The 19,228-nt window shown below is 71.9% G+C and carries 16 protein-coding genes; 5 read left to right on the top strand and 11 right to left on the bottom strand.

Going from position 1 to position 19,228, the window contains the following annotated elements; genetic code table 11:
• Position 1 precedes the first annotated feature (1 nt).
• The gene (locus CRP39_RS17505; RefSeq protein WP_097207668.1) at positions 2–760 is read left to right on the top strand and encodes an enoyl-CoA hydratase/isomerase family protein; all 759 of its coding nucleotides are present in this window, start codon (positions 2–4) and stop codon (positions 758–760) included.
• Between the two features lie 9 nt (positions 761–769).
• Here CRP39_RS17505 and CRP39_RS17500 read toward each other — a convergent pair whose 3' ends face one another.
• From CRP39_RS17500 to CRP39_RS17485, 4 genes are all read right to left on the bottom strand, one after another.
• On the bottom strand, positions 770–1,258 hold the full coding sequence (locus tag CRP39_RS17500) for a hypothetical protein (protein ID WP_097207667.1): 489 nt from the start codon (positions 1,256–1,258) through the stop codon (positions 770–772).
• 349 nt (positions 1,259–1,607) lie between these two features.
• Positions 1,608–2,123 carry an HNH endonuclease signature motif containing protein gene (locus CRP39_RS17495; protein WP_097207666.1) on the bottom strand — a complete coding sequence of 172 codons (516 nt, stop codon included), beginning with the start codon at positions 2,121–2,123 and terminating at the stop codon, positions 1,608–1,610.
• Between the two features lie 126 nt (positions 2,124–2,249).
• The gene (locus CRP39_RS17490) at positions 2,250–3,149 is read right to left on the bottom strand and encodes a DUF222 domain-containing protein (protein ID WP_143426687.1); all 900 of its coding nucleotides are present in this window, start codon (positions 3,147–3,149) and stop codon (positions 2,250–2,252) included.
• A gap of 87 nt (positions 3,150–3,236) precedes the next feature.
• On the bottom strand, positions 3,237–4,826 hold the full coding sequence (locus tag CRP39_RS17485) for an FAD-binding oxidoreductase (protein WP_097207849.1): 1,590 nt from the start codon (positions 4,824–4,826) through the stop codon (positions 3,237–3,239).
• A 224-nt stretch (positions 4,827–5,050) separates the two neighbouring features.
• On the opposite strand from CRP39_RS17485, the gene CRP39_RS17480 reads away from it, so the two are divergent.
• Entirely contained in the window at positions 5,051–6,049 is a 999-nt protein-coding gene (locus tag CRP39_RS17480) for an AraC family transcriptional regulator (protein WP_097207664.1), read from the top strand.
• 31 nt (positions 6,050–6,080) lie between these two features.
• On the opposite strand, the gene CRP39_RS17475 is transcribed toward CRP39_RS17480, so the two are convergent.
• Positions 6,081–7,190, bottom strand: coding sequence for a hypothetical protein (locus CRP39_RS17475; protein ID WP_097207663.1), 1,110 nt, complete (start codon positions 7,188–7,190; stop codon positions 6,081–6,083).
• On the opposite strand from CRP39_RS17475, the gene CRP39_RS27745 reads away from it, so the two are divergent.
• Complete coding sequence (locus CRP39_RS27745) at positions 7,084–8,010, top strand: SWIM zinc finger family protein (protein WP_245853963.1); 927 nt, start codon at positions 7,084–7,086, stop codon at positions 8,008–8,010. The genes CRP39_RS17475 and CRP39_RS27745 overlap by 107 nt on opposite strands.
• 680 nt (positions 8,011–8,690) lie before the next feature.
• Positions 8,691–10,580, top strand: a complete 1,890-nt coding sequence (locus CRP39_RS27740) for a DEAD/DEAH box helicase (protein ID WP_342744241.1) — start codon at positions 8,691–8,693, stop codon at positions 10,578–10,580.
• 17 nt (positions 10,581–10,597) lie between these two features.
• On the opposite strand, the gene CRP39_RS17465 is transcribed toward CRP39_RS27740, so the two are convergent.
• The 5 genes from CRP39_RS17465 to CRP39_RS17445 all read right to left on the bottom strand — a co-directional run bounded on the left by CRP39_RS17465 (position 10,598) and on the right by CRP39_RS17445 (position 15,423).
• On the bottom strand, positions 10,598–10,990 hold the full coding sequence (locus tag CRP39_RS17465; protein ID WP_172442499.1) for a type II toxin-antitoxin system VapC family toxin: 393 nt from the start codon (positions 10,988–10,990) through the stop codon (positions 10,598–10,600).
• Positions 10,987–11,241, bottom strand: coding sequence for a type II toxin-antitoxin system Phd/YefM family antitoxin (locus CRP39_RS17460; RefSeq protein WP_172442498.1), 255 nt, complete (start codon positions 11,239–11,241; stop codon positions 10,987–10,989). The genes CRP39_RS17465 and CRP39_RS17460 overlap by 4 nt, the downstream gene beginning before the upstream one ends.
• Positions 11,242–11,381: 140 nt before the next feature.
• Positions 11,382–12,011: an antibiotic biosynthesis monooxygenase gene (locus CRP39_RS17455; protein ID WP_097207662.1), complete on the bottom strand. Its 630-nt coding sequence runs from the start codon at positions 12,009–12,011 to the stop codon at positions 11,382–11,384.
• A 102-nt stretch (positions 12,012–12,113) separates the two neighbouring features.
• Positions 12,114–13,442 carry an ABC1 kinase family protein gene (locus tag CRP39_RS17450; protein ID WP_245853942.1) on the bottom strand — a complete coding sequence of 443 codons (1,329 nt, stop codon included), beginning with the start codon at positions 13,440–13,442 and terminating at the stop codon, positions 12,114–12,116.
• A 193-nt stretch (positions 13,443–13,635) separates the two neighbouring features.
• Complete coding sequence (locus CRP39_RS17445) at positions 13,636–15,423, bottom strand: DUF2075 domain-containing protein (RefSeq protein WP_097207660.1); 1,788 nt, start codon at positions 15,421–15,423, stop codon at positions 13,636–13,638.
• Between the two features lie 208 nt (positions 15,424–15,631).
• On the opposite strand from CRP39_RS17445, the gene CRP39_RS17440 reads away from it, so the two are divergent.
• Positions 15,632–15,973, top strand: a complete 342-nt coding sequence (locus tag CRP39_RS17440) for a nucleotide pyrophosphohydrolase (RefSeq protein WP_245853941.1) — start codon at positions 15,632–15,634, stop codon at positions 15,971–15,973.
• Positions 15,974–16,036: 63 nt separating this feature from the next.
• Here the strand turns inward: CRP39_RS17440 and CRP39_RS17435 are convergent, their stop codons facing one another.
• Entirely contained in the window at positions 16,037–19,153 is a 3,117-nt protein-coding gene (locus CRP39_RS17435; RefSeq protein WP_097207659.1) for a DEAD/DEAH box helicase, read from the bottom strand.
• Positions 19,154–19,228: the final 75 nt, after the last annotated feature.

The raw sequence follows: 19,228 nt of genomic DNA, 5'->3' as shown, positions 1-19,228 counted from the left end.
CGTGACTGCTGGTTCCGGCTCCGGTGAGGTGCTGTTCGACGTCGACGGCGCGGTGGCGGTGGTGACGCTGAACGCGCCCGACCGCCGCAACGCGCTCACTCCCGACATGGCGCGCGAGCTGATCGGTCTGTTCGACGAGGTGGACGCGCGGCCGGAGATCGGCGCGCTGGTCGTGCGGGCGGTGGGGAAGTCGTTCTGCGCGGGCGGGGACATCGCGACGCTGACCTCCGCCGGCCGCGACCCGGCGGCGCCCGAGGCCTACGAGGGGATGTCGGCGATCTACGACTCCTTCTACCGGCTGGGGCAGGTCCGCGTGCCGACCGTCGCCGCCGTGCGGGGCTCGGCGGTCGGCGCCGGGATGAACATGCTGCTGGCGACCGACCTGCGGATCGTGGCCACGGACGCCCGGCTGCTGTGCGGTTTCCTCAAGCGCGGGATGCACCCGGGCGGCGGGCACTTCGTGATCCTGTCCCGGCTGATCGGCCGCGAGGCCGCGGCGGCGATGGCGCTGTTCGGCGAGGAGGTCGACGGTGCGCGCGCCGCTGAGCTGGGGCTGGCGTGGGAGGCGGTGGACGCCAACGCCGTCGAGTCCCGCGCGCTGGAGTTGGCCGCCCGGGTGGCCGCCGACCCGGAGCTGGCGCGGGTGGCGGTGGGCAACTTCCGCAAGGAGGTCGCGGGCGGGGCGGTGAGCTGGGAGGTCGCCACCCAGTTCGAGCGGCCGGCGCAGATGTGGTCGATGCGCCGGTCCGCCGCGGACTGAGATCCGCCGTCAGGCGCTCGTGCCGGCGTCCGGAGGCGCGGCGAGCGTCACCGTCTCGCTGACCGTGACGATGGGGCAGAGGTCCAGGACGCAGTACTGGGCGTTGGTCTCGATGTAGGTCGGCATCGGCAGGAACACCCGCAGGGCGCCGACGGAGGTCGTCGTCCAGGCCGTGGGTGTGCTGGAGCACGCCACGAGGACGCCGAAGAAGTCGCGCGCGATGTCCAGGCCCTGGACCTGGGCGACGTCCCCGAAGACGATCGCGTCGACCGGCACGTCGCAGGTCACCGTGCCGGTGAGCACCACGGTCCCTGGTTCGCTGCCGATCTCGGCCGAGTCGAGCGTCACCGTGATGGGGTCCACCTGTGCGGGCGCGGGCGGCGTGGGGACGGACGGCGCGGCGAGCGCGGACGGCGCGGCGAGCGCCGCCGTCGCGACGACGACGCCCAGCACCAGGGCGGCGCGGGCCAGGCGGCGGCGGGTCGTACCTGCGGACATCGTTGCCTCCGAGCGGACACGCGGGACGGGGAAGTGGCACGGCTCCGGCTCTGGGCGGCTCAGCGCTCGACGACCTCGTCGTGCCCGGGCACCGCGTCCGCGGACCCGGTGAGCCGGAGGTTCCTCGCGGCCGACTCGCCGCGTCAACCGCGCCGCTGACCGTGCGTCAGCCTCCGGTTGCGCCGTGACCCCCAGTCACGGCGCGACACACGCGTCCCCGTGGCGAGACGAGCGGGTCATGGTCTCGCCGCGTGCTCGTCGCGGCCCGCGCGGAGACGGCCATGTCGCCGGCTCGGCATGTCGACGGCAGTGCTCGTCCCAGGGGACGGACGGGCGGCGGATCAGCCCGTCACCGGCGCAGCGGATCGGGTGGCGCGAGGTCGTCGAGCCAGGGTGGGTCGGGTTCGGGGTCGTGGCACCAGCCGGGCGGGCGGGTGGTCCGGCAGACCCCGGACGGCGTGCGGACCACCAGCCGGCCATCGGAGAGCAGGGTGAACGACCAGCCGCGGGCGAAGGTCTTGATCCGGTGGTGCCGCCGGCACAGGCAGCAGAGGTTCCAGCAGGCGGTGGGCCCGCCGGCGGCGTACGCGTGCCCGTGGTCGACGTCGTGGCGGCCGGGCCGGCGGCGGCAGCCGGGCATGCGGCAGTGCCGGTCGCGGGCGGTGACGAGGCGGCGCTGCGCGGCGGTGGGCCGGTAGGCGCGGGTCGGCGGCGGGGGTCGCAGGCCGGGCCCGCGCTGCGGCCCACCCGCTGTCCCGCTGTCCAGCTCGGAGCCATCGGCGGTGCCGGTTCTCCCCTCGCGGCCGCGGCGCCGGATGCGTCGGCCCTGTCCGGCGGCGCGGCGGAGCTCGGCGCGACTGGCCACGGCGAGGGTCTCTCCGGTGACCGCGTCGTCGATCGCGACGTGGACGGCCCCGCCCGTCGGCGGTGACCCGAGGTCCAGCCCGTCCAGCGCGGCGAGCAGTTCGCGGCACTGGGCGGCGGAGATCAGCTACCCGTCCGGCTCCGCCGGGGCCGCGCCGGCCGGGGCATCGTGCCGCAGCGAGGAGATCGCGACGTGGAGGTGCAGCTGCGCGGTCACCGATGGGCGGCTGGTGTCCCACGGTCGCAGGATCAGGTCCAGCGCCGCGGCGGAGCGCAGCACGCCGATGGGCCGGGCGTCGCCGTCGGCGCGCATCCACCGCGCGTACTGGTCGACCGCGTCCCGGGCGGCGTGCACAGCCGGCAGCGGCCCCTCGACGACCAGCCGGCCGAGGTCGTCGGCGGTGCGCTCGACGTGCACGTCGGCCCGGCGCTCGGCCTCCCTCCGGCGGCGCTCCTTCGCGTCGGCGTCCAGCCGGTACAGGTGGTAGCGGGCCCGGTCGGCCAGCCGGCCAGGTGGGCACTCCTCGGCGTCCGGGAGCACCCGCATCTGGACCCCGGCGGCGACCTCGTCGTCGGCGTCGCCGAGCAGGTCGAGCAGGATCCGCGCCTTGTGGACCGTCAGCCGTCCGGCGTACAGCTCCGACCAGGTCGCCGCCAGCTTGGTGGTGAGCAGCAGCGACTCGGCCGCCAGCCGGCCGGCCTCGGCCTCCGAGCAGTGCCGGATCAGCGCCAGTTCGGTGACGAAGTCGTCGGACACGTCGGCGAGGGCGGCCGGGCGCATCCCGCGGGAGTCCGGCCCCGGCCCGCCCCGGGGGCCGAAGGCGGCATCCCGCGAGACGGAGCGCCGGCGGGCCAGCTCGGCGATGGTCGCGGCCTGCCGGGCGTGCTCGCGCGCCATGTGCGCGTCGGCCGACCAGATGTCGCATACCAGCTCCAGCTCGGCCGACTCCCGCGACACCACCTCCGAGGGCAGGACGGGCACCGGCGCGCCGTCGTCCGGCGGCCGCGGCACCCCTCCGTCCTCCATGGCTGCACGCTAGCCACGGGGTCTGACAATTCCCGCAGGTCAGTGAGCAGGGGAGGTCCTCACGTACGGCCGCGCGGAAGCCGCGAATCAGAGGCCCTTGTCGCGGTACTTGCGGCCCCAGATGCCGGACTTGCCCGGTGCCATGATCGAGTTGGGGTCGAGGGCGTCCTTGATGGTCTCGTGGAACCTCCGGAGCGCGCCGTCACCCCAGTCGTAGGTACCCATGACCTGGTCCATGAGGGCGTTGTGGGTGCGGTACTCCCCGTAGCCCTCGGCGGCGGCCTCGTCGATGAGCACCCGTGCGAGGTCGAGGGCGCGCTGGCGCTGCTCCGGCTTGGTGGTGTCGAACAGCAGCAGCGCGATGTGGTGCATCTCCCGCAGCCCGACGACGAACTGGGCGGCGTAGTCCTGGCGGTACTCGTCGGCCCGCTGCCGCACCATCTGCGCCTGCCGCAGCGCGTCCGCGCCGTCCGGCGCCGAGATGGGGGAGAAGCCGATGTGCCCGCCGTTGGGCACGAACTCCAGCAGCTTCATCTCGTCCAGGGACGGGATGCCGTTGTTGATGCGGTGCCGGTCGTGCAGCACGTGCGCGCCGCGGTCGGTGGCCTCGTCGCGGTCGTGGTGGGTGGAGAACCGCGAGCCCGGCACCTGGAGGAACGCGTCGCGGATCATGCCGAGGTACTGCTCGACGACCGGGGGCGGGCCGTAGACGGTGCCGTAGAGGTTCCAGTAGCCCAGGCCCAGCTCGGACTTCATCCGCTCGATCGCCTCGGCCGGCAGCGGGCCGTCCCCGTCGTGCCACTCGGTGCGCTTGGAGACGACGCCGGCGTCGAGGACGATGTTGCGCAGCACCGGCACGTTCTGCAGCGGCGCCATGTTCACGCGCAGCGGGAACATGATGTCGACGACCTGCGCCAGGTCCTCTTCCCGGTCGAACGTGATCAGGAACGTGGTGGACGACGGTGGGCGCTGCATGAGCTGGATGCCCATCTTCGTGACGATGCCCAGGTTGGACTGGGTGAACAGCCCGTCGGGGAACGGCCCGAAGCCGTACTGGAACAACTGCCAGGTGGTGCTGCCCGGCACCGCGCCCATGCCGGTGCGCATCACCTCACCGGTGGGCAGCACGACCTCCAGGCCGGTCTGCCACATGAGGTGGTCGCCGTAGGGCGTGTAGCCGACCCCGCGGTCGAGGGTGTTGCCGACCACCGAGCCCCACCCCAGGTCGGGGCAGTCGAGCATCAGGGACGGCGCGTTCGCCTCCAGGTACTCGTACAGGTCGAAGTAGGAGACCCCGGGCTCGAGAAGGGCGTAGCCGTACTTCTCGTTCACCTCGATGATGCGGTTCATCCGCTCGCCGGTGTTCACGACGACCGCGCCGGACAGCCGCGGCTGGCCGCCGCCGTAGCCGTTGTTCCTGCCGGTCGAGATGGGCGACAGCGGGACGCCGTACTCGTTGGCGATCCGGACGATCTCCTGCACCTGCTCGGTGGACTCCGGCGAGATCGCCGCGGAGGCACCGGTCGCCGGCTCGCTGCCGACCGGGTACGGGTCGCGGTAACGGGCCAGGTCGCCGTCCTCGGTGACGACGTACTTGTCGCCGACCACGTCCCGGAACCGGGCGATCGCGGCGTCGAAGTCGGACTCGGACAGCCCAGGGGGCAGCAGACGGGCCACGGGGGACTCCTTCGTCGGTGGCGGTCGGGACGGCGACCGACCCGGCGCGGCGTCAGCCGCGCGGTGGGCGGTGCCGGCACCCGGCCCGGCCGTCGGGGACACCCGGCGACCGGCGGCGCCCTCGTAGGAGACCGCGGTCGTGACCCCGACCACAACGGATCCCTGACAACTGGTCGCATACTGGCCCACGTCGCTCGTCGGGCGGACCAACCGGAGGGGGTGCCGTGGCCGCACTCCGCGAACCGGCTCGCCCTCGGCCGTTGCCGGAGGTGTCGGTCCGCAGCGGCGACCCCGACGAGGCGTGTGAGGTGGGCACGCGGGTGTTTCACAGCCACCGGGTCACCGTGCTCGGTGATGCCAGCCGCTTTGCGATGACCCTCGACGCCGCCGCGCTGGGCCCGCTCACCGTCGGCTGGCTCACATACGACACCGAGGTGCGCATCGCGAGCGCCCACGACGGCCACTACCAGGTCAACGTCCCCACCACCGGCACCCTGGCCGCGACCAGCGCCGGCCAGGAAGCCGTCGCCGGGCCGGGCTCCGCGGTGGTGCACGTTCCCGACCGTGCCGCCGTGTTCACCGGCTGGGCGACATCGGCCCCGGTCCTGGCGCTGCGCATCGCGCAACCGGCGCTCGAGCACGCGATGGAGCAGCTGCTCGACCGGCCGCTGCGCCGCCGGATCGATCTCGACCTCGGTATGGACGTCTCCACCGGCCGCGGCAGGCAGTGGCTGGCGCTGGTCCGGTCCATGGCCTCCGACCTCGCCGACGAGAACTCCCTCGTCCGCCAGCCGATGGTGGCCGCACCGTTCGCCCACAGCGTCATGACCGGTCTGCTGCTGACCGCCGTGCACGAGTACCGCGACGAGCTGGCCGCACCGGTGGCTGCCGCCGGGAGCTCGGTCGTGCGGCGGGGGCGCGACTACATCGAGGCCAATGCCGACCAGCCACTGACGGTCGCCGACATCGCTCGCGCCTGCGGCGTCGGCGTCCGCGGACTGCAACACGGCTTCCAGCGGGCCATGGACATCTCGCCGACGGAGTACCTGCACCACGTGCGGCTCCGGTACGCGCACCGGGATCTGGTCGTCGCCGACCCGGCGACCACCACCGTCGAGGCCATCGCGCACCACTGGGGGTTCACCCACCGCGGCCGGTTCGCGGCCCGGTACCGGGAGCGCTACGGCGTCCAGCCGGCCGAGACGCTCCGGCGGCGGCCGTGACCACCGCGTTGCAGGTGCTGCGACCGGTGGGCTAGGTCAGAGGCTCGTCGTCCAGCGCGCGCACGGCTGCGATGAAGGCGTCGGCGGACGCGTCGACCGCCGCCAGCGCGTCGTCCGTGAGTTCCTGCCGGAGGCCCCGCGCGGCGTGCCCGTGGCGGATCAGGTCGCGGAGCAGGTCCGGCGCGCGGTCGACGTGCGGCGTCGTGCTGTCGAGGTACGGCAGCCGCGGATCGAGCAGCCGGCCGACGTTCCACGGGCTCCAGACGAGCGGGTCCCCGATGCCGTTCGCGCTGCCGGCGGCCAGCACCTCGTCCACGAGTGGCCGCAGGTCGTCGTCCGACCACGAGGAACCCCAGGGACCGGCGAGGAAGCCGTCGGCGACCTCGTCGAGGTCGTCGGCCGACAGCTCCCGCAGCACGGAGCCCTGCCCGCCCTCGGGCAGCAGCGACAGCATCCACTCGACCAGCGGGCGCGACTCGACCAGCCTCTCGGACCCGACCCGCCCGGGGCCGAGGTCGAGCTCGGCGAGGGCCGCGGTGATGCGGGCGCGCGCGTCCGCGGGAGGGACGTCGCGCACCCGGACGTCCGGGTCGCCGTCCTCGATCAGCAGCGGGACGACCGACGCCAGCGGGGACTGCACGACGTACCCGTCGGTCGCCACTGCGCCGAGCTCGTTGTCGATGCGGACGACGGCGGTGAGGGAGTGGCCGCCGGGCACGGTGACGCCCACGAGCAGCTCGTCGGCGTCCCGGAACACCGTGCTGACCTCGACCGCCCGGTCGACCGGTTCGCTGCGGTCGAGCTCGACGAGCCAGCGGGGGAGCACGTGCCCGCGGTCGGCGATCTCGCGGCGCACCCGCCGGCGCAGCTCGGCGTCCACGGTGAGGGTCGCGATCGCGAGCAGGGCGGCCGACGTCTCGACCCGGTCGGCAGCGGAGAGGCTGCGGACGAGGTCGGCGAGCGTGGCCCCCGGGTCGTCGGCCCCGGCGGCCACGGACAGCAGCAGGCCGACGGCGCCGAGCAGCGGGCCGGGAGTGGGGGAGTCGACGCCGTCGCGCAGGGCGTCCAGCAGCGACGTCTCGGGCGACGCCCGTCGCTGCTGCGGACGGCGGGACTTCGCTCGCTTCTTGCTCTTCGGCATCGACGGCGGACGCTACTGCGGTCCGACGACGCGATGCACCAACGCGTCCGGACGGCTGTGGACGGACGGCTCCCGGAGCCTTGGCCGCCGTAGCCTCGGGCGCGTGCTGGAGGAGCTGCGGCCGAGGCTCACCGACTCCGTCATCCGCCGTTCGGTGAGCTCCGGCGCGTTCCAGCGCGGCGCGGCCTACGCGAGCGAGGGCAGGGTCGCCGAGCTCTCCTACTCGCGCGAGCTCGGCGAGTTCGACGCCACCGTGATCGGCAGCGGGGGACGCTGGTACGAGACCGTCGTCGCCTTCCACGCCGTGGGCGCTCGCTGGTGGGGCGAGTGCAGCTGCCCCGTCGGCGCGGACTGCAAGCACGTCGCCGCCGTGCTCATCGCCGGCCGGAGTTCCTGGACGCCCTGCCGGCGGCAGAAGCCGAGCGCGTACCGAGCTGGGAGACGGCGCTCGCCGACCTGGTGCGGCCTCCCGCGCCGTCGGGGCAGCGGGCGGGCACCCCGCTCGGCCTGCAGTTCGAGGTGGAGGCGGCGCCGGCCGCCGCCTCTCCCACGTCGGTCCGCCTGCGCCCGGTCGTACCGGGCGCCAAGGGACGTTGGATCCGCACGGGGGTGTCCTGGCGGGCCCTGCAGTACGACTACTACGCGCAGCGCGATCCCTCGCATGCCGCCGCGCTGCGCGCGCTGTACCGAGCCCACCGGGCGGCCGACGACGACGGCCCCGGGTACTACGGCTACGGCTACGGGGACGAGCCGGTGCGGCTCGAGGAGTTCGGCCCCTCGCTGTGGCCGGCCCTGCAGCAGGTCGTGGACGAGGGGGTGACCCTCGTGAGCGCTCGCGGCGGTCCCGTCCGGGTGGCCGGGACGCCGGCGTCGCTCGCCGTGGACCTGCGCGGGGACGCTGACCTGCGCGGGGACGCTGACCTGCGCATCGAGCCGGTGGTCGACCTGGGCTCCGGTGTCTGCCTCCCCGCTGAGGCGGTGCGGCTGCTCGGCAGCCCGCCGCACGGCGCCGTCCTCCTCCCCGGCGATCCGGCGCTGCCCCCGGACCTCGTGCCCGAGAAGGGCCTGCTTTTCGTGCCCGTGCAGCCGGTTCCGCGGCGCGCGGCGAAGCTGCTCGCCGCCGGTTCGCTGCGGGTGCCCGCGACCGACCGCGGCCGCTTCCTGACCGGGTTCTACCCCGCACTGCACCGCGCGCTGCCGGTCCGCTCGTCGGACGGGTCGGTGGAGCTGCCGGAGGTCCTGCCCCCGCAGGTGTGCCTCCAGGTCGACCACACCGGGAACCACCGGGTGCGACTGACCTGGTCGGTGCAGTACCGCACGGGCGAGGAGGTCCGCCGGCTGCCGCTGGCGGGGGAGGACGGCGCCGCCCCGGACCCCGGTCGAGACGTCGCCGGCGAGGAGCGGCTGGTGCGGTCCCTGCCGCTGCCGACGGACCGGTTGCCCGGGCTCTGGCGGGAAGGCCCGGAGCGGCGGCCGGCGCCGACCGCTGAGTTGGCCGGCATGGACACCGTCGTCCTCACGACCGAGGTGCTGCCGCGGCTGGCGGACGCCGGCGTGCTCGTCGAGGTGACCGGCGAGGCGCCGGACTACCGGCGGTCCGAGGCGGATCCGGTGGTGGAGGTGTCGGCCACCGACAGCGAGGACGGCGACTGGTTCAACCTCGGCGTCACGGTGAGCGTGGACGGCGAGGACATCCCGTTCACCCCGTTGTTCGCGGCACTGGCAGCGGGGGAGGAACACCTGCTGCTGCCCAGCGGGACGTGGTTCGACATCCGCCGTCCCGAGTTCGACCGCCTGCGGTCGCTGATCGACGAGGCGCGGGCACTGCAGGACGCCGAGCGGCCGGGCCTGCGGATCAGCCGGTACCAGGCCGGGCTGTGGGACGAGCTCGTGGAGCTCGGGGTGGTGGCCGAGCAGAGCGAGCGGTGGGCGCGGGACGTCCGGGCGCTGCTCGACGTCGACGACGCCGCACCGCCGGACCCGCCCGCCGGGCTGGCCGCGCGGCTGCGGCCCTACCAGCTGCAGGGCTACCAGTGGCTGTCCGTGCTGTGGGACGTCGGGCTCGGTGGTGTGCTGGCCGACGACATGGGGCTGGGCAAGACCGTCCAGGCCCTGGCGCTGGTGTGCCGGGCGAAGGAGATCGGGACGCTGACCGCTCCGGTGCTCGTGGTGGCCCCGACCAGCGTGGTGTCGAACTGGGCGCGTGAGGCGGCCCGCTTCGCGCCCGGCCTCGTCGTCCGGACCATCGAGGCCACCGGCCGCAAGCTCGGCATGCCGCTGGCAGCGGCGGTCGAGGGCGCCGACCTGGTCGTCACCTCGTACACGCTGCTGCGCCTCGGCGAGGACGACTACCGCGAGTTGCCCTGGAGCGGGCTGGTGCTCGACGAGGCGCAGTTTGTGAAGAACCACCAGGCGAAGACGTACGCCGCCGCACGCCGCCTGCCGGCCCGCTTCAAGCTGGCGATCACCGGCACCCCGGTGGAGAACAACCTGATGGACCTGTGGTCCATGCTCTCGATCGTGGCGCCCGGGCTCTTCCCGAGCCCACAGCGGTTCACCGAGCACTACCGGACGCCGATCGAGCGAGGGAGCGATCCGCAGGTGCTGGAGGCGCTGCGCCGCCGGATCCGGCCGCTGATGCGCCGACGGACCAAGGAGCAGGTCGCCGCCGAGCTGCCGCCCAAGCAGGAGCAGGTGCTCGAGGTGGTGCTCAACCCGAAGCACCGCAAGGTGTACGACACGCACCTGCAGCGGGAGCGGCGCAAGGTCCTCGGCCTCGTCGACGACCTGGACCGCAACCGGTTCACCATCTTCCGGTCGCTCACGCTGCTGCGGCAGCTGGCCCTCGATGCGTCACTGGTCGACGAGGCCTACGCCGGCATCCGCTCGAGCAAGGCCGACGCCTTCCTGGAGCACCTGCAGGAGGTCGTCGCCGAGGGCCACCGGGCGCTGGTGTTCAGCTCGTTCACGGGGTTCCTGGGCACGGTGCGCGCGCGGTTGGACGCTCACGGCCTGCCCTACGCGTACCTCGACGGGAGCACGCGGGACCGGCGGCGGGTGATCGACGAGTTCCGTTCTGGCCACGCCCCGGTGTTCCTGATCAGCCTCAAGGCCGGCGGGTTCGGGCTGAACCTCACCGAGGCCGACTACGTGTTCGTGCTCGACCCGTGGTGGAACCCCGCCGTGGAGGCGCAGGCGGTCGACCGGACGCACCGGATCGGCCAGGACAAGACGGTGATGGTGTACCGGCTGGTGGCCGCGGGGACCATCGAGGAGAAGGTGATGGCGCTCCAGGAGCGCAAGCGGGACCTGTCCGCCCGCGTGCTGGACGACGACGGCGCGCTGGCGGGCCCGTTGACGGCCGAGGACATCCGCGGCCTGTTCGCTTGACTGCCGCCCGGCCCTCGTCAGACATGGATGACGCGGAGCCCGGCGAGATCGGCGAGGACGTCGAAGTCGGCGTCCTGGGTGACGACCGGGACGTCGTGGGCGATCGCGGTGGCGGCGATCCACGTGTCGTTGACGTTCATCCGCCTGCCCGACTCGGCGATGCGCAGTCGGAGCTCCGCCCACGCGTCGGCGACGAGCGCGTCGATCGGTAGCGGGTTCAGGTCGGCAACGGTCTGCAGGGTGGTGAGCCGGCGGGAGCGCACCGACAGGTTCGAGGCGGCGAGCACGCCGGCGCGCAGCTCCGCATAGGTGATGACCGAGACGGCGACCTCGTCGGGCACCCGTGCAAGATCCAGTCCACGGCCTTCCCGGGCGATGAACACGCTCGTGTCCAGCAGGCCGCGGGTCACTCGATCGGCCCGAGCTCATCCGTTCCGCCGGAGAGGGCCCGCAGGTCGTCGTCGAGAGCTGGATCGGCCTGGATGTTCGTGAGCCGTTCGAGCAGGAACGAACGGCTCGTCCAGTGCGACCGGCGGGTGCGGAGCGGCCCGAGCTCTGCGACCGGCTCGCCGTTGACCGTGATCTGCACGGACTCGCCCGCGGCGGCGCGGCGCAGCACGCCGGCAGTGTCGTTCCGCAACTCCCGTGAGGCCACCTTCACGGCTACGACCGTAGCACTTCCGTAGCACAGTGCGCCGTGATCGAGACGTCCCGGGGGCCGCGCCGTCCGGGGTTTCACCCGTGAGGCGGTGCACCGGCCGGTGCGACGGGCCGATTGCTCGGCGCTCGGCTGCCTGGCGCTCAGACGGTCTCGGGCACCCGGAGGTGGGCGAGGACGAAGTCCATCTCCGCGACGTCGAGGATGTCCACGCCCATGGCCTGGACGCTCTCCTCCCGCAGCATGCGGGCCTGCTCCCGGGATGCCTCGAGGGCGGCACGGCTCTCGAACACGGCCGTGCCGACGGCGCGGCCGCTCTCGCGGTCGATCAGCATGCTGAGGCTGCAGAAGCCACGCATCTCCTGGATCCGCGGCATCACGCGGGTGCGGTACATGTCGAGCAGCTGGTCGGCCCGGCTCGGGTCGGTGCGCAGCCAGGTGACCCGGCAGCAGGCGCCGTCGCCGGAGGCGTGCTCGCGGTGCAGGACGGCGATCTCCCACTCCTGGATCTCCGGCTCGGCGACGCCGGCGCCGAAGCGGTCGACCATCTGCTCGCGCATGGGGTGGACGTGCTCGTCGCTGGCCTGCATGGCCTGGCGGTCCTCCCAGGCCGAGGTGGCGATGTACTTGCCGCTCTCGCGGTCGCACATCATCGACAGGCCGACGCAGCCGTCCATGTCGCGCATCGCCGGCCAGACCTCGTCGCCCATGTAGGCGATGGCCTCGTCCATCGACGCGGGGAAGATCATCATGGTGGTGGAACGGGCGTACATCTCCCGGCTCCTCTCGTGCCGTGCGGCGCCTTCCGTGGTGTCGCCGCACCGGCGAGCGTCCTCGCCCCCGGGACGGCGGACAACGGTGCCGAACGTCCCGCGCTACGTGCTCGTGGTGTCGTAGCCGGGCAGCCACCGGCGGACCTCGGCGTCGACGGCGACGGTGGCGCCGAGCGAGCAGAGGACGCCGACCAGTTCGGCGGCCACCCGCTGCAGCAGCAGGTACCGCGGGGGGATGGTCAGCCGGCGCTGGGTGCGGGCGGTGGTGCTGAGCGGGTCGGAGGCGCGCAGGGTCTGCTCCTGCATCCAGCGGCGGGTGAACCGGTATTCCGGACTGTGCAGCGGCTGGAAGTAGGGGTCGAGCAGGTCGAGCAGGGCCTCCGGCGTGACCTTGCCGGGTTGGACGAGGTGCCCGGAGGCGATGCGGTGGAGGGTCGCGGCGTCGCCGTCCCGGCCAGCGGCGAGCAGCGGGCCGAGCCGGCCGGGCCAGCCGTGCGGCATGGCCTGGGTGGAGCCGAAGTCGAGGACGCCGAGCCGCCGGTCGGGCAGGAGGCGGAAGTTGCCGGGGTGCGGGTCGCCGTGCACGCGGTGGGCTCTGGCGGGGCCGGAGGCGAGGAGGCGGACGAGGAGCTGACCGGCGCGGTCCCGGTCGTCCTGGGTGCCCTCGGTGATGACGCGGGAGAGGGCAGTGCCGCCGACCCACTCGCTGACCAGTACCTGGCGCTGGACTCTGAGCACGTTGGGGACGCAGATGTCGGGGTCGCCGCGGTAGGCGTCGGCGAAGTCTCGCTGTGCCTGGGCTTCTCTCTGGTAGTCGGCCTCCTCGCTCAGTCGTTCGCGCAGCTCGGCGAACAACTCGCGGGCGTCGAGGCCGGGTACGGCCGCCTTCATGACCGGCGTCAACATCTGCAGGTTGCCGAGGTCGGCGACGAGGGCCTCGGCGGCGCCGGGGTACTGGACCTTCACGGCGACCGGCGTGCCGTCGCGCCAGGTGGCGCGGTGCACCTGCCCGATGCTGGCGGCGGCGACGGGGTGGTCGTCGAAGTTCTTCAGGACCTGTCGCCAGTTCCGGCCGAGCGAGCGGTCCAGCTGCTCGTGGACCCGCGCGGTCGGCATGGCCGGCGCCGCTTCCTGCAGCCGGACGAGCGTGTCGCGGTAGGGGCCGGCCAGCTGCTCGGGCAGCGCGGACTCCATGGCCGACAACGCCTGGGCGACCTTCATGGCGCCGCCCTTGAGGTGGCCCAGGGTGGCGAACAGCTGCTCGGCGGTGCGCTGCTGCACCTGCGCGGCAACGACCTCCGCGGGGCGGCCGCCGATCCGCTTGCCGATCCCGACTGCGGTGCGCCCGGCGTACGCGGCCGGAAGTGCGGCGAGCCGCGCCGTCCGGGCGAGCCGTCCCCGCGTCGGTCGGCCGTCCTCCGCGGAACCCACCATCGGACGGTAGTCCCGGGTGGTCGGGACGCGAAGCCTCGGACCCCATCGGTCTTAGAGGCTGCGCGCCCACGGAAGGGCGAGCGCCCTGTCGGGCGAGCGAGCAGCCGCACACACGTCCGATGGGGGACCCGATGGTCGCCCGGACCGGTGGGAGTCGGGAGCCGACCGAACACGGGTTCGGGGCAACCGGTCAATTGACGAGTCGCTCGAGGAACTGTTGGGTCTCAGAATCCGTGGAATGCAGGTAGACGCCGCGAAGGCCGCGGGTCAGCAGCACTTTGTAGACGTTTCGCACTAGGAGATCGAACTCGGTGTCGCTCACCCGCTTGGTGCTGCGAAAGTCCGGGTCGCGGTTGGCGCTGCGGACCGCGACCCATCGGCCCCTGCGCCAGACCAGGTCCGGCCCCAAGAGGACGCCGTTCCACTCGTACTCGAAACCTTGCGCTGTGTACACGCAGCCCACCTGTCCAAAGCCACGCTCATCGCTAGCCCACAGAGAGGCCGGCGGTGCTCCACCGACGGAACGGTCGCCCTTGAGATTCCAGGGTCGCGACCAGTCACCTATCCGCACGTCCGGCACCAGCGAGCCGTCGGGGCGCGGGTCACTCCAGGTCCAGCAGTAACCGGCCGCGATGCGCGCGTTCTGTTGGGCGGTGAGCTTTTCGGCCAGTGCCTGTTCCATCGTGGAGGGGGATGAGGCCGTCCGGACCTCGAACCGCTCGTCTCCTTCCCACGGCACCGGTCCACCCGGAACGAGTTCAAGTAGTCGCTCGACCCACTCGACATACTCGGCGCTGCCGCCGCTGCGGTACTGCGCGTTCAAGTCAATCTGATGGACGTCGAGGCCCTTCTCTCGGGCGTGCTTCTCGATGTCTTCAACGGTGCCCATCTCGCCTGGCCGGACGACCTGATTCTGGTCCAACAGAAAGACTGGCACTCGAGCGGCGTCGATGAGTTCATCGACTTGGCGACGTGGGTTGGTGCGCAGTGCCGCGCGGGTGTAGCGGTCGACGGACGTGTCGCGTATGCGGTGCGCCTCGTCCGCGATGAGGACGTCGAGCCCATTTCGGTCGGCGTCCATGAATTGGTTGAAATATCGGAACAGCGCTCTCGTACGAGGAGCGCGGTGGCCGGCGATCTTGCGGAGCGTGTGGGTGAACGAACGGGACCCCGTGGCGTGCACGACGCGCACACCACGCCGACCCAACTCGCCCATCAACGACAGGGCGATCACGCTCTTCCCGCTACCGGGACCACCGGTTATGACGACGACGCTCTTGTGGTCGCCGTGCTGCGCTTTCTCGACTTCATGCAAGACGAGGTTGAAGGCCACTCTCTGCTCGTCGAGCAAGACGAATTGCTCGCGTGTGCGGAGTTCCTCCGCGGCGACCGCAAGGAGTTGCTTGCTTGGAGCGACCGACGAGCGGAGCAACCGGTCAGCATGGATGGGGGCGTTGACGGGTGAGAGGCGGCTGCGAAGGAACTCAAGGAAGTCGCCGCGATCCTCGCCGGTGAAAAAGCGGCTGTAGTCATCCTCTGGGTAGTCCCGCAGGGGAGCCACTCGGCTGTCAGTTGCGTTGTGCAGATAGGCGACACCGGTGAGGACGTCGCTGGTGCCGTGGAGGATCCCCAGGAAGTCCATGAGGTACTCGACGTATCCGCGGACCTGGGCTACCGGGTGGAGCACGGGGCGCGGTCCATACGAAGGCTGGATGACGAGTTCGGGCTCCCCCTCGTACAGCGAGGCCTGAGTCCACTGCTTGAGTTCGATGACGACGTAGGAGGGAGTGCCACGCCGGGGGTGCTCACCGGCGAGCACGACGTCGACTCGCTTGCTCGAGAGCGGAAGTTGGTACTCAACCAGGACTTCGACGCCGTCCAAGCCGGCCTGCATGAGGTCCGCAGCCAGCGCCGTCAGGCTGGCGTCCCATGAGCGCAGCTCAGATGGGGACGTCGCGCGACTCATGCGGTGAGCCATTTGAGTCGCCAGTGTGGTCCCGAGCCGTCCGGCCAGGGCAAGAGTGTGAAGGCCGGCGGCCGATGTACGAAGGAGTGGCAAAGGCGTGTCCCCGGGCAGCACGAATCAACGTGCGGGTGGGGGCATGTCCGTGCGACGGAAGCCAGTCGGGCCGCAGCAAGCAGCCTAGACGCGCCGGTCGGTGCAGTCGGTTACCCATACTCCACGCGTGGCGGATCTCGAGGAACTGATGAGGCAGATGCGGGCGTTCAGCGACGCGCGTGACTGGGGGCGATTTCACGACCTCAAGTCGCTGACGCTCGCGCTCGCGGGGGAGGTCGGCGAGGTTGCCGAGCTCGTGCAGTGGTTGCCAGCGGAGCGTGCGATGACAGCGGATCCACCGCTGCGGGAGCGGCTCGGGGACGAACTGGCCGACGTTCTACTGTACCTGCTGCGGTTGGCTGATGTGGCCGGCGTGGATCTGAGCGATGCCGTGCTGGGCAAGCTGGCGCGGAACGGAGAACGTTTTCCAGTTGCCTCGTTCCGGGGTGTCGCGCCCGAGCGCCAGTGAAGTGCTACCGACCTGGGGACGCTGTTCTCGATCTTCCGGAAGCTCGGCCGTCGAGCTCGTGCCTCAGGCGACCTTGGCGGCGTGGAAGACGTCAGCTGGTAGTGCGTGCTCCAGTCGCCAGAGGATCCGCATGGGGCGCTCGCCCGCGTGTGAGACATAGGACATCGGTCCCGCGTAGAGGTACGGCGGCGTCCCGAGCGTCCCGTCTGCCGTCTTGGACTCACGGACGAACAGGTGCACCGACGTGCCCATCCCCCGGTGGTTGATGTACCGCTGGCCTGTTGCCGACCGCTCAGCCGTCACGTTCTGCGACTCCCACTGGAACAGCGTCGGCGAGATGGCGTGGTCGGCGTACATCGTCGTGGGGGAGAAGTGCGCCTCGGTCTTCACCAGCGTCACGAAGAAGACGTCTGCCTGGTCGCCGGGCACCCAGCGCACCCCCGAGCCCCACGTGCCGTTCAGGTCCTCCATCCCGAACGCCGCCAGCGCCTCGTCGCGGCTGTACCGGGCGTGCACATGCAACGGACGGTCTCCGGCAACCTCCAGGGCCGGCGTCACTCGGTGAATGCGGTCGTGCAGGACGCCGCTCAACTCGGTCAGCTCTCGCGCTCGACCGGGGTTCGCCAGCAGACGCTCGAGACTCGTCTCCACGCTGCTGAACGGCGTCCGCGAACCCCACAGGGAGAAGTGCAGCATCGCCGCCAGCCGACGCATGCGCTCCGAGCCGTCGACCTCAGAACGGGCGCTCGCCGCATCGAGCAGCTCCCGCAGAGCCCTCAGTCGTTCCAGGTCGTCGATGTGCAGCATGCGACCGAACGCCGCCCGCAGTGTCGCGTCGTCCGGACCGGGCACCGAGTCGTCCCAGCCGGCGGCGCGCTTCAGATCCAGCCAGCTGCGGCCGCTGCCGCGGTAGAGGTCCTCGAGCTCAACCCCGGTCTCCTCCAGGAAGTCGGCGAGCGCAGGCGTCTGCGCGCCAGACGCCTCGGCGACCAGCCCCTTCCACGAGACGTTGAGGGACTGCTTGATGTTGTCGAGGACGATCCGCTGCGCCACCCGGTCCAGCTCGATGTGGCAGCCGGCCGGCAGGGTGGGGAAGCCCTGCTCGACCACCCGCTGCAGGCCGCGCCGTGAGGTGCCGGTCAGGGCCCGGAAACGGAGGTCGAAGCGGAACTCCTTGCGCTGCGCGCCGATGAAGTCGAGAACAGTCAGGCAGGCCTTGTCCTCCGACAGTCGCAGGCCGCGGCCCAGCTGCTGGAGGAAGACAGTTGCGCTCTCGGTCGGCCGGAGAAACAGCACGGTGTCGACCGCCGGGACGTCGAGCCCTTCATTGAAGAGATCGACCGCGAAGAGGACGTTCACGGTGCGGTCGCGGAGGGCGGTCAGTGCGGCGGCTCGCTCCTCGCGGGACGTCGTCGAGGTGACCGCCAGGCTGTGGATCCCCGCCGCGGTGAACCGCTCAGCCATGTACTGCGCGTGCTGGATGCTCACGCAGAAGCCCAGCGCTCGCATCTGCCGCGGGTCCGCCACCTTGTCATGGACCGCCTGCAGGACCAGCCTTACGCGCTTGTCGTTGCCGGTGTAGACGTCGGTCAGCTCCCCGACGTCATACCCCCGGCCGCGCCGCCACCGCAGCTGGTCGAGCGCCACGTCGTCGTGGATGCCGAAGTACTGGAACGGCGCGAGCAGGCCCTGCTCCAGCGCCTCCCACAGCCGCAGTTCGACCGCCGTCCGGCCGCCGAACCAGCCCCGGACGTCGGCGCCGTCGGTCCGCTCGGGTGTTGCCGTCAGGCCGAGGAGGACCTTGGGCTGCAGGTGCTCCAGGAGCCTGCGGTACGTCGCGGCCTCGGCGTGGTGGAACTCGTCGACGATGACCATGTCGAAGTGGCTCGGGTTGAGCTCGGCGAGGTCGAACTGGGTCAGTGACTGGACCGAGCCAAAGACGTGCCGCCACTCCCGAGGCCGCTGGCCGCCGACGAAGAGCTCGCCGAAGTCCCCCTGGCGGAGCACGTGCCGGAACGTCGACAGGCTCTGGACCAGCAGTTCCTCGCGGTGAGCGATGAACAGCACTCGCTCGACGGTTCCCGCCGTGCGCAGCCGCCGGTAGTCGAGGGCCGAGACGACCGTCTTCCCCGTTCCGGTCGCCATCACCACGAGGTTCCGCCAGCGATCGTGGACCTCTCGCTCGGCCTGGAGCTCGTCGAGGATCTCCTGCTGGTAGCCGAAGGGGCGGACGTCGAGCGTTGCGATCTCGATGGGCAGGTCGCTTGGCCCGCCGCGCTCAGCAGCGATGGCCTGCCGCAGCCGATCGCCGTCACGGCTCGGCTCGTAGGTCTCGAAGGACGGGTCTGCCCAGTAGCTGTCGAACGTCTCCGCGAACGTCGTCAGCAGGTGCGACTGCTCGACGTTGGACAGCCGCACGTTCCACTCGAGGCCGTCGATGAGCGCCGTCCGGGAGAGGTTCGAGCTGCCGACGTAGGCCGTCGACATGCCGGTGTCCCGGTGGAACAGCCACGCCTTGGCGTGCAGCCGCGTCGTCCGCGTCTCGTAGGAGACCTTGACGTCGGCGCCGAGTTCGACGAGCCGGTCGAGGGCGCGCTGGTCGGTCGCGCCCATGTAGGTGGTGGTGATGACGCGCAGCCGGACACTGCGCTCGCGGAGATCGGTGAGGGCGTCTTCCAGGACGCGCAGCCCGTGCCACTTGATGAAGGCGCACAGCAGGTCGACCCGGTCGGCCGACGCCAGTTCCCGGGTGACTTCGTAGCCGATCCGCGGCTGGCCGCGGCCGTTGACCAGCAGTGCGCTCGTGGAGAGCGGGACGGCCGGTCGCTCGGGGAACGACGCGGGCCCAGGTACCCCGCTCGGCGGGGCGATCGCCAGGAGGGTGCGGGCCGGATCCGCGACGGCGTCGTCCATGTCGGCTACGTCCGGCGACAGGTCGCCGATGGCCGCGACGATCCGGTTGGCCAGCTCGACCTGTCGACTGATGGCCGATGCGTCGCTTCCACCGCCGGCCCGTAGGGCCCGGCTCGCGAGCTCGGCGATGTGGCGGGTCAGCGTCTCGTGGGCGTCGGCCGGGTCGAGCGTGCCGAGTTGGACCAGGTCGGGAGCCGTCGCGGCCAGGTCCTTGTTGAGCCGATCGGTGACCAGGTGCTCGTACAGCCCAGTGGGCGCGTCCCCCATAAACTCAACGTAACTGTACAATCTCGATCTGCTGAGTTCGACGCTCGGGTGGGGGACAGGTGCCTTCGGTCTGGG

The organism is Geodermatophilus sabuli (genome assembly GCF_900215145.1).
GTDB classification, from domain to species: Bacteria; Actinomycetota; Actinomycetes; order Mycobacteriales; family Geodermatophilaceae; genus Geodermatophilus; species Geodermatophilus sabuli.
Note: the sequence above shows the minus strand (reverse complement) of the source record. Positions and strands in the feature narration are given on the sequence as shown.